Raw genomic sequence first — 13,628 nt, forward strand, 5'->3', positions numbered from 1 at the left:
AGGTCATACCTCTGCAGGAATGAAGTTAAGCTACTTCTCTACTATGGTTTAAAATAAACTTCTTTATTTTTTCAAAAGCCGTATTTTCTATTTGTCTAATACGTTCCTTAGAAATATTATACTCACTGCTTAGAATATCTAGAGTTTTAGGAGTATCTGTTAATTTACGCTCTGTTAAAATACGAAGTTCCCTATCGTTTAAAATCTTCATAGCATTTGATAGTAACTTCCTTTTACTGGTAGAATTTTGCTTATTAATAGCCATAGCTTCGGGAGTAGGGCGTGTTTCCGGTAGTAGTTCTATTAACTCTCCGGATTCTGCATCGTCACTATTTATAGAGTTATTTAACGATAAATCAGGACCTGAAATTCTAGTATTCATTTCGGAAACTTCATTAACCGAAACGCCTAGCTCATCTGCTATTTGTGCAAAATCATCGGTAGTAATAGCCCTTGAGTATAAATTAGTAATTTTATGCTTAACTTTATTAAGACTAAAAAATAATTTTTTTTGTGCGGCCGTTGTTCCCATCTTTACTAATGACCAAGATTTTAATATATATTCTTGTATGGCTGCTTTAATCCACCACATTGCATATGTTGATAGGCGGAAACCAAGTTCGGGATTGAATTTTTTTACTGCCTGCATTAAACCTATATTACCTTCTGAAACCAATTCGGTAATAGGAAGACCGTAAGTCCTATAGCCGCTTGCAACTTTTGCAACAAGCTTAAGATGGCTCGTTACTAATTTATGTGCAGCTTGTAAATCATTCTCTTCTAAATAGGATTTCGCTAATAAAAATTCTTCTTCTTGCGTAAGTGAAGGAATTTTATTGATTTTCTGTAAGTAGCTATAAAATCCTGATTCGCTAGAAATTGCTAATGCATTAATATTATTAGTCATACTAACCTTAAAAACTATTTTTCTTTATACTAACACATATATGATCTAAAATAAACTTTTTCTAGAGTATTTTTAAATAAAATCAAATAATGTCTAAAAAATCCAATAAAAATTTAGCTTTTTCCTTGCTGGGATTAATAATTAGCATGGTGTTACTAAGCTTTGCTTCCGTACCTATCTATAATTTATTTTGTAAAGTTACAGGATATGGCGGCACTACTGCAAAAGAAACGGTGAGTGTATATTCTAAGGTAAAAGGCACTAAACCTATAATTATCGAGTTCGATGCTAATGTTGATAAAGATTTGCCTTGGCGTTTTATCCCAAGGCAGCAAAGAGTGCAAATTGTTCCGGGGCAGAATACTCTAGTGTTCTATGAAACGGAGAATCTAAGTGATAACGATATAATAGGTACTTCCGTATATAATGTTACTCCAAATAAAGCAGGAAAATATTTCGTAAAAATTCATTGTTTTTGTTTTGAAGAACAATTATTAAAAGCCGGCGAAAAAGTCTTAATGCCGGTTACATTTTATATAGATAAGGATTTTGAGCTTGATCCTGAAATGCAAGACATTAAAGTACTTACTTTATCTTATAGTTTCTTTAAAGTAAGAGAACTATAGCTGTCACCCCGTGGCTTGACCACGGGGTGACAACGGAGCGTTTTTCAAGAGCCACGCAACAAAGCCCATCATTGATGTTCAATAACCCATTTACGAAGTCTAACAATCGGCGGAGTATTTATAAGAGCAGTAGAAGGTAAAACTTTGCCGTTAGTATTAAAGTTAATTATAGGATCTATACCGTATATGCTATACCAAGGCTTTAACGGCGAGCTATTTGAATATTTACGGTGAAACCAAGATAAAGAAGGTGTTGTTTCTTCATACTCTATTACTTTAACCGATTGTGGATTTTTGTGATATATAAGGCTAAGTACCGATTGGTCGGAATGATGCCATTTATATTCATCGTAATTAGGGTAAATATTATAATCTTTGCCTGAAAGAATTCTAATATCTTCACAACTTTTTAGCCATTTTTCAATAAAAGAACGAGAAAGCTTGGTATTACGTACAATAATAACGGCACACCAAATGTGATCGTCATTTCTGCATTCGTCAGTAAGACAATCCATTAAAGCAAAAGTTTCACCTTTAACAAAACTACCGTTTTTACGATTGCGATCATGTACCAGTAATATATCATTATCGCCTAAAAGATTTGTTAAATTACTGATATGCTTTTTAATAACAAATGCTGAATCTAAATATACTATAATAGCTCCTTCCGGTGCATTTTTCATTGTTTCAAGTATAATATAAGGCTTCCATAGCCATAACCCCGCTCCTGCAGGTTCATTAAAAATTTCTTGATTTTTTTCTATAAATGCTTGATTTATATGCTTTTTCTTGTAGTTAAATATGAAATCTATACCTTTATTAATCGCATAATGAGTAGTTGCATTTTGATTACGATAAACATACTCTGGATCGTCGGCATAAGAAACTAAATAAATAGGCTCCTTTATAGAATTCTGAATAGATAAATCTACTTTTTGTAATGATAGGTCATTAATAAAACCTTGACGTGCATATTCTAAAATAATCAGTAGAAAATAAATTAGAGCTAATGTAATAACTGTTTTGTATAATATTTTAAATAACATATAATTTTTTAAGCTATGTGTCTTGTTGTGTGGATCAAAAAATGCGTGCGATGTCATACCGGGGCTTGTCCCCGGTATGACACAGTGGATTTATCGGCCTACGCAACAATGCCTGCTCGCAATGACGAAATCGATAATTATTAGACAACGCCAATTATAGCATTTTAATATATTAAAAGATAGTGTTGTAATTTAATTATAAATTTAGTATAATTTGCTGTTTGTTTAAGGTTGGTATGATTAATTTAGGGGATAAGCAGTCTACTATAGTTGTCGCAATGTCAGGCGGGGTTGATAGTTCGGCGGTTGCCGCAATGCTGCATGAACAGGGACATAATGTTATAGGTATTACCTTGCAGCTATATGATCACGGTATGGCAGTAGGGAAAAAAAATGCCTGTTGTGCCGGTCAGGATATTTACGATGCTAAAATGGTAGCAAATAAGCTAGGTATTCCCCATTACGTACTTGGTTATGAGAGCAAATTTAAAGAGTTGGTAATAGATAATTTCGTCGATAGCTATTTACAAGGTGAAACACCGCTTCCATGCGTGCAATGTAATAAATCGGTAAAATTTAGGGATCTAATTAAAACGGCTAGAGAACTTGGGGCAGATAAGCTTGCTACCGGTCATTACGTACGAAAAATAAACGGTGATAATGGAGCGGAATTACATACAGGGCTTGATCCGGCAAAAGACCAAAGTTATTTTTTATTTACGACAACTAAAGAGCAATTAGAATATTTAAGCTTTCCTCTTGGAGGACTTACTAAGGATGAAACACGAAAGCTTGCTAGTAAATTTGGGCTTGAGGTAGCGGATAAGCCGGATAGCCAAGATATTTGCTTCGTACCTGACGGGAATTATAAGAGCGTAATAAATAAAATACGTCCCGGTAGCAGCGAAAGCGGTAAGATTGTTCACGTAAACGGGTTTGAGCTAGGAGAACATAGTGGTATAATTAATTACACTATAGGGCAACGTCGTGGGCTTGGTATAGCTTATAACAAGCCTTTATATGTAGTAAAGATTGATCCTAAGGACAATATAGTATATGTAGGACCGGAGTCTGCATTACATGTGCAGGAGTTTATAATTAAAGACGTGAATTGGCTTGCAGATGAGACTAAAGATAACGAAAAGCTAGAAGTAGCCGTTAAAATCCGCTCAACAAGACCGCCTCGTTTAGCCGAAATAAGTAAACTCGGTGATGATAAAATGAAGATAAAATTTTTATCCGAAGAAAAAGCCGTCGCCCCTGGACAAGCATGCGTTATTTATGCCGGAGAGAGGGTACTTGGCGGCGGATGGATTACTAGGGATATGAGGTAATTGCGTCATTGCGAGGAGCGAAGCGACGTGGCAATCTAGTTAGACCTCCTGAGATTGCCACGCTCCTTTTAGTCGCTCGCAATGACACAATTCACAAAAAAATAAGCTCACTAAAACAGGAGAAAATAATGAGTTTTTTTAAGAAGAAAAGTTTTGAATCAGTAAAAGAGATAGGTAGCTCAAGCGGTCTTAGTAAGACGCTTGGAGCATTCGATTTAATATTACTGAGTCTTGGTGCAATGGTTGGTACGGGCGTATTCGTTGTTACCGGTATAATTGCCGCTAAATTTTCAGGACCTGCAGTGATGATATCTTATATGATTGCCGGTATTACCTGTATTTTCGTCGCACTTGTTTATACCGAACTTGTTGCTATGCTTCCGACTTCCGGCAGTATTTATACTTACTCTTATGTTGCATTCGGTGAAGTATTAGCTTGGATGATCGGTAGCGTTATAATATTAGAGCTTGGAGTATCTGCTGGAATAGTAGCTGCCGGTTGGTCAGGTTATATACAAGGAATATTGGAAGCAGGCGGAGTATATTTACCAAAAGCCTTAACTACCGTACCTTCAAATGGTGGAGTAATAAATTTACCGGCATTTTTAATTTCGGCATTTATTGGATTTATTTTATTTTTAGGTACTAAAGATAGTAAAAAAATAAATGCTATTTTAGTTTTTGTAAAAATGGCAGCAATATTTGCTTTTGTTGTGGCAGCTGCTCCGCATTTTGATGCTACTAATTGGAGTAATTTTATGCCTTTCGGTTTCGGTGGAGTCGTGATGGGTTCTTCTATTTTGTTCTTAGCTTTTACGGGATTTGGAACAATTGCAACTGCAGCTGAAGAATGTAAAAATCCAAAGCGTGATATAATGATCGGTATTATAGGATCACTAGTTTTAACTACTTTAGTATATGTGGTAATGTCAGGCTTAGTTACCGGTATAGCTCCTTTTGATCAGCTAAATAATGATCGTCCGCTTGCTTATGCCTTAACTATCAATAATAGTAAAATTGGTTCAGCAATTGTTTCAACCGGAGCGGTTTGTGGTATGATGACGGTGTTGATGATGAATATTTACGGTACTTCTCGTATTTTTTATGCTATCGCACGTGACGGTTTACTACCGAAAAGTTTTGCAAAATTGCATCCTAAATATGATAGCCCATATGTTACGATTATAATATTCTCTGCACTTGCAGCGTTTTTAGGAGGTTTTTGTCCTACTGAAATTATAACGCAATTAACTTCAATGGGAGCACTTATTGATTATATTGTTGTAGCAATAATAGTAATGATGTTTAGGATAAAATTACCGACTGCTCAAAGAGCATTTAAATGTCCTATAGTATTTGTTATTGCACCGTTTATTTTGTTTGCTTGTATCTATCTATTACTTACACAAATGTATGGTGATGAAATATATAAAGGAAACTTTAATATATTAACGGCAGGTCGTGCGTTAATATATTGGTTTATTACGATATTTGTTTTATATATTATAAGATCGTTCTTTATGAAAGAAGAGCAAAATTAGGGACGTATGTTATACTGTGGCTTGACCACGGTATCTAGAAAAAATAAAAAAAACTGGATATCGTGGTCAAGTCGGCGTTGTTGCATGGATACCCGAGTCGTCATTGCGAGCGACTGAAAGGAGCGTGGCAATCTCATGAAGTAGTAAAAAATTCCTGAGATTGCCACGTCGAGGCTTTGCCTTTCCTCGCAAGGTATTGTTGTGTGGATAGAAAAACCTACTCGATGTCATCCCCGCGAAAGCGGGGATCCAGAAAAATAACTTCAATATTGATATAGAAGTTACATATTTGGTAAAATAAGTCTAAAAAACAAGTTTTTTTAGATTTTACTGGGGCCCCGCTTTCGCGGGAATGACATAAAATGGTCCATGCAACAACGCCTCCTCGCAATGACGTTAATCCACACAAAACCACAAAATTAAGCAAATGACTGAAAAGCTGCAACCACTCCGAGGAATGAAAGATCTTTTGTCGGATGATTATAAAGTTCACGACTATATAATTAACAAAGCAAGAGATGTTGGAGTATTATACGGCTATAAGCAAATGAGTACTCCTATTTTGGAGTATACTAAAGTCTTTAACCGCTCGATGGGTGAAAGCTCTGACGTAATCAGCAAAGAAATCTATAGTTTTTTAGATAAAAGCAATGATTCCGTAGCATTACGACCTGAATTTACAGCAGGTATTATAAGAAGCCTTATCTCAAACGGATTACAACATAAATTACCATTAAAGTTCTTCTCTACCGGTCCTGTTTTTCGTTATGATAGACCGCAAGCAGGGCGTCAAAGACAATTTCACCAACTAAATTATGAGTATATCGGTGCTAAAGGAGCAATTACTGATGCTGAAACTTTGAAGTTAGCCGTTGATATATTAAAAGCACTCGAAATAGAGCAGGATACTACCTTAGAGCTTAACTCTCTTGGATGTAGTGAATCAAGAAGCGTTTATCAGCAAAAATTAGTAGAATATCTAAATGATTTTAAAGATCAATTATCAGAAGAAAGCAAAATAAGGTTATCCAAAAATCCAATGCGGATACTTGATTCTAAAAGTGAGACCGATCAGAAAATAATAGCAAACGCACCGGTTTTATCTGAATATTACACTGATGGGTCTAAAGAATATTTTGAGGAGTTAATAAAGTATCTAGATATTTTAGGCGTAGAATATACTATAAACCCACGTTTGGTTAGAGGACTTGATTATTACTGTCATACTGCTTTTGAATTCACTACGAAAAAGCTTGGGTCACAATCTACTATTCTAGCCGGCGGACGTTATGACGGGCTTGCTAAAATCATGGGTAATAACGATGATGTACCGGCTATCGGTTTTGCTGCCGGTATCGAGCGAATTGCTTTAATGCGAGAATATAATATATCTGAAGTAAAGCCGGTATTTGTATTACCTATAGGCGAAAATAATATTTGCTATGCTTTAGAAATTGTAGATAAATTGCGAACAGAAAATATTGCTACTATCATAGAACCCCTAGGTAAAATAGCTAAAAGAATGCAACGCGTTCTTAATGAAAATGCTAAACTTATTATTTTTATAGGTGACGAAGAGCAGACGAATAATAGCTTAAAAATCAAAGACTTAAAAAAAGAAGAAGAATATATAGTAGATTTTGCAAAAGCTCTTGAGTTATTGAAGAAATATTAGCATTGCTCCGAAGTAGTTGATATCGTCATTGCGAGGAGAGGGGGTTGCACGGATCGGATTCTCATTGTCATCCCGCGACTTGATCGCGGGATCCAGTTAAAAATACTATATTTTAAGTAGTTTTTTGGATCCCGTGGTCAAGCCACGGGATGACACCTAGTGCGTTTTCCGATCCACGCAACAACGCTTACGGCTGCTCGCAATGACGCCTCAGTATCCACACAATAATGCCAATAAGGTCTTTTTAAGGGTTGTATAAAATAAAACCATCTCTTTTTACCCTAAATTTAACCACGACATCTAAAAATATAACGATTTAGCCATATAGAGTTTTTAATTTAAAATGATAGTGAATGTTTAGTTAGAAATAAAAAGGTCTTTATATTTAAGTTGGAGTTTTGGGTGATACAGATGTAATGATTTTATTAATTTTATTCCAAGGTAAAACTTCTATGTTTCCTCTTATTTGCTCAGTAGTGCCTGCATATATAATATAACCGTTTGCTTGACCTGCTAAATTGTTCCAATAATTAATTCCTTTGAAAAATTCTTGAATTATAGTTTTACTTGCTTTAATTTCAATTGGAGTTAGCGTATTACTTTCAATTAATATATCAAGCTCATGTCCATGGCTATCCCGCCAAAAATATATACCTTCTTCTTGCCCTTTATTAAGACGATTTTTAAGTATTTCAACTACTATCATATTCTCAAATAAACTTCCTTTAGCATAATATTTTTCTAACTGTTCAATTGATTCGAGTCCAAGTAAAGTGCATGCAAGACCGGTATCATAAAAATATAATTTTTCTTGCTTAACTAAACGTTTATTATAGTTTTTATGATGTGGTTTAACTAAATAGATTATAAAGCTTGTTTGTAATAGAGAAAGCCATGACTTTACCGTGTTATAGCTCAGTAGCTATAGATGAGAAATTTACTAATTGTCCTATACGAGTAGCACAGATTTTCAAAAAAGTTTGAAATGTTGAAATGTCGGTAATGTTTTTAAGTTGCCTAACATCTCTTTCGATGTAGGTACGTATATAGTTTCTATACCATATTGTAGGCAATAAGTCTTGAGTGTAAAGTTTAGGGTAAAAACCTTTAAATATAAAATTTAGAGGTTCTCCCGTAACAGGTAATTTACTATTGATTTCGTTATGACTAAGAGGCAGTAAATATACTATAGCTGCTCTACCTGCTAAGGATTGTGAGATACTTTTAAGTAATAAAAAATTCTGTGAGCCTGTTAAAATAAATTGTCCGGCGATTTGGTCATTATCTACTTTCGTTTGTATATATGAAAATAAGTCAGGACAATATTGTACTTCATCAATAATTGCTCCTTGGCTATAAGTAGATAAAAAACCTCTAGGATCTTTTTTAGCAAATTCTCTTATATCTACATCTTCAAGCGAGACATAAGGTTTATCTGAAAAAATCATTTTTACTAGAGTAGTCTTGCCGGATTGACGAGGCCCTGTAACAGTAACTACCGGATAATATTTTGCTGAATATTTTATATAATCGGTTATATCACGATCAAACATAATATAATTTATTTAATATTGTACAAATTATAAATCCAATTTCTATTTTGTACAATATTTTTTTGTATTATTCAAATCCAAATCCAGCAAAATATTTATGAAAATATCCGGTATCATATTTTGAGTCTCCTATAACCTTAGTTTCATCAACGTAAAAATTCAAATTAGGTATAAAGGGTTTTTCTAAGGGGATAATAACACCTCGACCATGTATTATATCATAACGATAAGCATCACCATTAGGTTCTGTTACTATCGTTCCACCTTTAGGGTTAATATAATAAGTATAATTACCAATTTTTTTTACATAAGGTCTTAGATCTTCTTGTTTTGGCATATTAATTTCCTTAATAAATTAATTGTTTTCTTAATATATAATTTTTATATATTATCACAAGAATAATTATAATAGCTATCTACAGAACCTAGAAATTCAGATTTATAAATTGCAGTATTATATTCATAAGGATATTCTAAATATTTTTGCAATTTTAAAGTATTTTCTTGAAATAATGGGTAATTATTTGATGGTTCGTGCTTTGATAAATTGAAATATTTCCTTGCTAACCATTTCTTATCTTGAACATTATTAAAAGTTTTGATTTTTGAATATCTGCTTTGTTGTTCTTCTTGTAAAAAATAATCTTTATAATCCTTATAATCTTTTGGAAGATTTAATATAAATCTAGAATATTGTTCTAACTGAAAGTTTGTTAACCAAGTAAATATAGAATATAAATTTTCTCTATGGTTCGAAGAAAAAATAACCGCAACTTCTGATTGCTTTGTATCTGCTCCTATCTCTCTTTCAATAACGTCATTAGATAATATAACTAACTCTTTATTAAAATGTTCTTTAATTCTTTGCTTGAAATCATTACATCAAACATGTCAATTTTAAGGTAAATAATTGTTTGTATTTATTAAGCCATGGGCCAAAAGCTATAGATTCAAGTTTTTTAAAATATTCAATTAATTTCATATGCAACCGTAGGTTAAATTTAAGGGCGGCAAAAATTGAGATAAGTCAAGAGATATTAAATTAATAGTATAAAAAGTATTTGTCACCCCGTGACTTGATCACGGGGTCCAGCTTAAAATACTAATAGTTATTAGTATTTTAAATTGTTTTCCTAGATACCGTGGTCAAGCCACGGTATGACACTGAATTGATCACTAAAAATTTTTCACATAACCTAATGACAAAAGTAAAATATGAATATATTATTTAATTTTAGAATAATTAAATAATATACATTTCAATGAGTGCAGATACTAATATTAGCGATAGCTTAGAAATTGTTACGCAAGATCATTTATCGATTTTTTCTTTAATAAGTTCATCCGACATTATCGGTAAGTCGGTTATGTTGATGCTTCTTATTGCCTCGATTTGGTCGTGGGCTATTATTTGGGACAAAATATTTAAGCTAGCACAAGTACAGCGAAGAATGAAGAACTTTGAAAATGTGTTTTGGTCCGGTGGAGTATTGGAGCAATTATATGAAAGCATAAAGAGGTCGGTTAATAATCCGCTAGCTTTAATATTCGTATCCGCTATGGATGAGTGTAAGAGTTTAAGTACTAAAGGGCTTTCTGATGCATTAAAAAATAACCATAAAGAGCGTATCACAAATTCAATGTATCTAGCTCAAAATAGAGAAGTCGAAAAGCTTGAGAAGAATTTAAGCTTCTTGGCAACCGTCGGGTCAAGTGCTCCTTTCGTGGGTTTATTCGGTACCGTTTGGGGGATTATGCACAGCTTCCAATCGATTGCTAATTCAAAAAATACTTCTCTTGCCGTAGTAGCTCCCGGAATTGCCGAGGCGTTACTTGCAACTGCGATAGGCTTATTTGCAGCTATTCCGGCAGTAATTTTTTATAATTATCTGATTTCCCGTATTACTCTTATCAATAATAAGATTGAAGATTTTATTAGTGAGTTAAATTCTATACTTTCTAAGGCAATTGATCAGGAGAAAATGTAATGGCTATAAAGCTTGCCGGAAGTAATAGAAAAAGTAAAAGAGCGGTAGTTAGCGAAATTAACGTTACGCCGCTTGTTGACGTGATGCTTGTGCTATTAATTATTTTTATGATTACTTCTCCAATGCTTGTTTCAGGGGTAAATGTGGATTTGCCTGAGACAAATTCAAGCCCGATTTCAGGGCAGGATGAGCCTTTGGTTGTTACTATCAATAATAAAGGCGAAATTTTCTTACTTGAAACTCCAATAGAAAGAACGCATTTAACCGACAAGCTTGCAAATATCACTAAAGAAAAAAAGGATGCTAGAATTTTTGTAAGAGGCGATAGAAATGTTTCTTATGGGCAGGTAGTAAAGATAGTTGCCGAAATTCATGCTGCTGGCTTTTCTCGTGTAGCTCTTATTTCAAATATTAAAAATAATGAAAAGTAATCAAAATAAGGATAATTTTACGGTTTTCCTTACCTTCTCTGTTGTTCTGCACTTACTTCTTTTATATTTTTTTCTATTCAGTATGCCGTCACTTTTTGAAAAATTACCGGAAGAGCAAACTATAACTTTTGAAATGTTACATGTTAGCGATAAATCAAATATTATCACTCAGACAAAGCAAAAAGAAGCCCCCATAGAAAACGAAGACGCTAAAAAATCTGAGCAGAGTAAGCCAAAAGAAGAAGAACCGCAAGATTTGCCTAAAGAAGAAAAAGCAAAAGAGCCTGAGGCTAAAACAATAGAAGAAAAGCCTAAAATAGAAGAGAAAAAACCTATAGAAGAACCAAAGCCTGAAGAAGCGAAAGAAGCGTTGCCTGAGAAAAAAGAAGAAGTAAAGGAAGAAAACCTAAAGAAGAGGAAAAAAAACAAGCAGAAGAGAAGAAGCCCGAAGAAAAGAAAGAGGGAAAGAAACCGGCTGAGAAACCTAAAGAGGTGAAGAAAAAAGAGCCTAAAACCGATGAGCTTGATTCTTTGCTGAAGAATTTAGAACAATCTTCGGAAGGGAATAATGTAAAATCCAATAAGCATCAAAGGTCAAAAAAAGCTGATAATGCAAAAGAAGCTAAAGGGGTTTATACGGATGGGCTGCTTCTTTCCGATAGTGAAACATCTTTAATAAAAAGACAAATTGAAAGACATTGGAGTAATGTACCGGCAGGGGTTAGAGGTAATAATAAGGTAAAAGTTATTATTAGCATTACACTAGATAAAGCAGGTAATGTTGAACAGGCAAAGGTTAAAGAAAAAATCTGTCCTAATATTCCGGCTAGCGTTTGTGAAGCTTTAGCGGATAATGCAATTAGAGCAGTATGGCAGGCAAGCCCTATCGAAAACATTGATCCTGCTCGTTTTAACCATTGGAAAGAGATTAATTTTAGCTTTGATCCGAGTAAATTGTAGGTTGGGCATTGCCTGTGTGGATACCACCCCGTCATTGCGAGCAGTCGTAGACTGCGTGGCAATCTCATGAAATAATAACAAACTCCTGAGATTGCTTCGTCAATTGCTATGCAATTTCCTCGCAATGACTATTTTCGAGCCACGTAGGCAAGCCTTTCGCAGGAATGACATTAAGAACCATGCAATAATTTAAAAATATTATTCATCATGTTCGTGGTGATCACCGATTAATTCAAACCCCATATCTTTTCGCTCATTATCAAAACAACAATAGCAGCAATAACCTATCAAGAATAATAAAGTTGCTCCCATTAAAAGTAGAGTCAAAGCAGCACTACTAGAGCTTGTTAGCTCATATTCTGAAGGTAATAAATCCGTAGGGATGTCTTTGTTCATAAAACTTAGTTATTATGTTTACTATTTATAAATAAAAAAACTCTATAACTTTGTCTATTAAAATTAGATTTATTTCACAAAGTTTTAAGAGCAGGATAAGTAAATAACAATAAATGGTATAGATTTAGACCAAAATGGACTATCATAGAGCATAGCCTGTTTATAATATGCATAACCATAGAAAAAACCGCATATAGTGCTTAAAGCTATATATATTAGCCCGCCTTGAAAATTGTGTTGACCCCAAATATTAAAGATGCTATAATAACAGCTAAAATTTGCTGTTTCAGTAAAAGATTTTGTAATGTTTTGTAAAAACCCTTGAAAGAATACTTCCTCAGCCATACAAACAAGAAAGAAATTATTAATTGCCCATATCGGTAATATGCTTGGTATTTTACGTAACCGCTTATTAAAGATAGAACCATAATAATTATTATACACAGTAATAAAGATAGTAATGTGTATTTTACAGTGCCGCTACTCTCTTGTTTTTCTAAAGACATCTTTCCCAACTTCGTTTCTAGAGGTAATTTAGACGTCGAACCGGTACTCGCATCCTCACGTGTCTATATACGCTGCGGTGCTGCGTTCCGTGTCTTCTTTAAATTCCTCTCTATAAGCTGGTTTAGAAAGATGTCTAATATATAAATCACTGATAGAGAAAATTATTAAAGCCGGCATTACCTTATCAAAATTTAGATACATAGAAAACGGTATGGATAATTCTGATAACTAACTGTACTTTATTAATAGCAAGTATATTAAAAAATCCCGGAACTTTATGAAAAGCAAATAAAGTAAAACAAAGGGAGATTAATATAAATAATAAGGTTTTTAGTACTTTATTTAACTGTAAATTAGAATAGGCATAGGTAATAGCAGCAAAAATAGATAAAGCCCCAACTCCTATAATATTTATTACGCCTTGAATAAAGCGGCTAAAATTGTAATGCCTATGCCTAAATATGCAGGTCTTTTATCACGACAAAATAAAGATATTAAGATTGTTGTAATGAGAAAAATGTAGGTGATAGTTAAGGATGACATGTAAATCTTTATAAAAAACTATTTTTAATATATAGTTATTTTTTAGCATTAAAAATAGAAAAATTATTAAATATAGAGATTTTTAATAAATAATAATTGGATTTTAAAAAGAAAATATAAA

The 13,628-nt window shown here is 33.5% G+C and carries 13 protein-coding genes and 3 pseudogenes; 8 read left to right on the forward strand and 8 right to left on the reverse strand.

Features of this window, described 5'->3' with window-relative positions; all coding sequences use genetic code 11:
• Positions 1–25 precede the first annotated feature (25 nt).
• Positions 26–907, reverse strand: coding sequence for an RNA polymerase sigma factor RpoH (rpoH, locus tag REIP_RS02440; protein WP_045803739.1), 882 nt, complete (start codon positions 905–907; stop codon positions 26–28).
• 89 nt (positions 908–996) lie between these two features.
• Between rpoH and REIP_RS02445 the strand changes: the two genes are divergently transcribed.
• Complete coding sequence (locus REIP_RS02445; RefSeq protein WP_008580370.1) at positions 997–1,533, forward strand: cytochrome c oxidase assembly protein; 537 nt, start codon at positions 997–999, stop codon at positions 1,531–1,533.
• A 68-nt stretch (positions 1,534–1,601) separates the two neighbouring features.
• On the opposite strand, the gene REIP_RS02450 is transcribed toward REIP_RS02445, so the two are convergent.
• Positions 1,602–2,579, reverse strand: a complete 978-nt coding sequence (locus REIP_RS02450; protein ID WP_045803740.1) for a hypothetical protein — start codon at positions 2,577–2,579, stop codon at positions 1,602–1,604.
• A 236-nt stretch (positions 2,580–2,815) separates the two neighbouring features.
• Between REIP_RS02450 and mnmA the strand changes: the two genes are divergently transcribed.
• From mnmA to REIP_RS13575, 4 genes and pseudogenes are all read left to right on the forward strand, one after another.
• A complete protein-coding gene (gene mnmA / locus REIP_RS02455) occupies positions 2,816–3,913 on the forward strand; it encodes a tRNA 2-thiouridine(34) synthase MnmA (RefSeq protein ID WP_045803741.1) in 1,098 nt (365 codons plus the stop codon).
• 128 nt (positions 3,914–4,041) lie between these two features.
• A complete protein-coding gene (locus tag REIP_RS02460; protein ID WP_045803742.1) occupies positions 4,042–5,454 on the forward strand; it encodes an amino acid permease in 1,413 nt (470 codons plus the stop codon).
• 427 nt (positions 5,455–5,881) lie between these two features.
• Positions 5,882–7,129, forward strand: a complete 1,248-nt coding sequence (hisS, locus tag REIP_RS02465; RefSeq protein ID WP_045803743.1) for a histidine--tRNA ligase — start codon at positions 5,882–5,884, stop codon at positions 7,127–7,129.
• Positions 7,130–7,195: 66 nt separating this feature from the next.
• A pseudogene (locus REIP_RS13575) lies at positions 7,196–7,314 on the forward strand (folate-binding protein); the annotation flags it as partial.
• A 200-nt stretch (positions 7,315–7,514) separates the two neighbouring features.
• Here REIP_RS13575 and REIP_RS12225 read toward each other — a convergent pair.
• From REIP_RS12225 to REIP_RS02475, 3 genes are all read right to left on the reverse strand, one after another.
• Positions 7,515–8,048, reverse strand: coding sequence for a DUF4143 domain-containing protein (locus tag REIP_RS12225; protein ID WP_331385741.1), 534 nt, complete (start codon positions 8,046–8,048; stop codon positions 7,515–7,517).
• Positions 8,038–8,682: an ATP-binding protein gene (locus tag REIP_RS12230; RefSeq protein WP_231569182.1), complete on the reverse strand. Its 645-nt coding sequence runs from the start codon at positions 8,680–8,682 to the stop codon at positions 8,038–8,040. Before REIP_RS12230 ends, REIP_RS12225 begins: the two co-directional genes overlap by 11 nt.
• 67 nt (positions 8,683–8,749) lie before the next feature.
• Complete coding sequence (locus REIP_RS02475) at positions 8,750–9,019, reverse strand: hypothetical protein (RefSeq protein WP_045803744.1); 270 nt, start codon at positions 9,017–9,019, stop codon at positions 8,750–8,752.
• A gap of 925 nt (positions 9,020–9,944) precedes the next feature.
• On the opposite strand from REIP_RS02475, the gene tolQ reads away from it, so the two are divergent.
• The 3 genes and pseudogenes from tolQ to REIP_RS02490 all read left to right on the forward strand — a co-directional run bounded on the left by tolQ (position 9,945) and on the right by REIP_RS02490 (position 12,061).
• On the forward strand, positions 9,945–10,670 hold the full coding sequence (gene tolQ, locus REIP_RS02480) for a protein TolQ (protein WP_023508050.1): 726 nt from the start codon (positions 9,945–9,947) through the stop codon (positions 10,668–10,670).
• The gene (gene tolR, locus REIP_RS02485) at positions 10,670–11,101 is read left to right on the forward strand and encodes a protein TolR (protein ID WP_023508051.1); all 432 of its coding nucleotides are present in this window, start codon (positions 10,670–10,672) and stop codon (positions 11,099–11,101) included. The genes tolQ and tolR overlap by 1 nt, the downstream gene beginning before the upstream one ends.
• Positions 11,091–12,061, forward strand: a pseudogene (locus REIP_RS02490) (energy transducer TonB). Before tolR ends, REIP_RS02490 begins: the two are co-directional and overlap by 11 nt.
• 198 nt (positions 12,062–12,259) lie before the next feature.
• On the opposite strand, the gene REIP_RS02495 reads toward REIP_RS02490, so the two are convergent.
• The 3 genes and pseudogenes from REIP_RS02495 to REIP_RS11540 form a co-directional block, all read right to left on the reverse strand.
• On the reverse strand, positions 12,260–12,457 hold the full coding sequence (locus tag REIP_RS02495) for a hypothetical protein (protein ID WP_045803745.1): 198 nt from the start codon (positions 12,455–12,457) through the stop codon (positions 12,260–12,262).
• A gap of 84 nt (positions 12,458–12,541) precedes the next feature.
• Positions 12,542–12,901, reverse strand: coding sequence for a type II CAAX prenyl endopeptidase Rce1 family protein (locus tag REIP_RS02500; RefSeq protein WP_045803746.1), 360 nt, complete (start codon positions 12,899–12,901; stop codon positions 12,542–12,544).
• A 52-nt stretch (positions 12,902–12,953) separates the two neighbouring features.
• Positions 12,954–13,117, reverse strand: a pseudogene (locus REIP_RS11540) (palindromic element RPE1 domain-containing protein); the annotation flags it as partial.
• Between the last annotated feature and the right edge of the window lie 511 nt (positions 13,118–13,628).

It is taken from the genome of Rickettsia endosymbiont of Ixodes pacificus, from assembly GCF_000965155.1.
Taxonomy (GTDB): Bacteria; Pseudomonadota; Alphaproteobacteria; order Rickettsiales; family Rickettsiaceae; genus Rickettsia; species Rickettsia tamurae.

Coding starts and splice junctions, on each gene's coding strand:
- rpoH (WP_045803739.1), bottom strand. CDS start 907: ATGACTAATAATATTAATGCATTAGCAATTTCTAGCGAATCAGGATTT.
- REIP_RS02445 (WP_008580370.1), top strand. CDS start 997: ATGTCTAAAAAATCCAATAAAAATTTAGCTTTTTCCTTGCTGGGATTA.
- REIP_RS02450 (WP_045803740.1), bottom strand. CDS start 2,579: ATGTTATTTAAAATATTATACAAAACAGTTATTACATTAGCTCTAATT.
- mnmA (WP_045803741.1), top strand. CDS start 2,816: ATGATTAATTTAGGGGATAAGCAGTCTACTATAGTTGTCGCAATGTCA.
- REIP_RS02460 (WP_045803742.1), top strand. CDS start 4,042: ATGAGTTTTTTTAAGAAGAAAAGTTTTGAATCAGTAAAAGAGATAGGT.
- hisS (WP_045803743.1), top strand. CDS start 5,882: ATGACTGAAAAGCTGCAACCACTCCGAGGAATGAAAGATCTTTTGTCG.
- REIP_RS12230 (WP_231569182.1), bottom strand. CDS start 8,682: ATGTTTGATCGTGATATAACCGATTATATAAAATATTCAGCAAAATAT.
- REIP_RS02475 (WP_045803744.1), bottom strand. CDS start 9,019: ATGCCAAAACAAGAAGATCTAAGACCTTATGTAAAAAAAATTGGTAAT.
- tolQ (WP_023508050.1), top strand. CDS start 9,945: ATGAGTGCAGATACTAATATTAGCGATAGCTTAGAAATTGTTACGCAA.
- tolR (WP_023508051.1), top strand. CDS start 10,670: ATGGCTATAAAGCTTGCCGGAAGTAATAGAAAAAGTAAAAGAGCGGTA.
- REIP_RS02495 (WP_045803745.1), bottom strand. CDS start 12,457: ATGAACAAAGACATCCCTACGGATTTATTACCTTCAGAATATGAGCTA.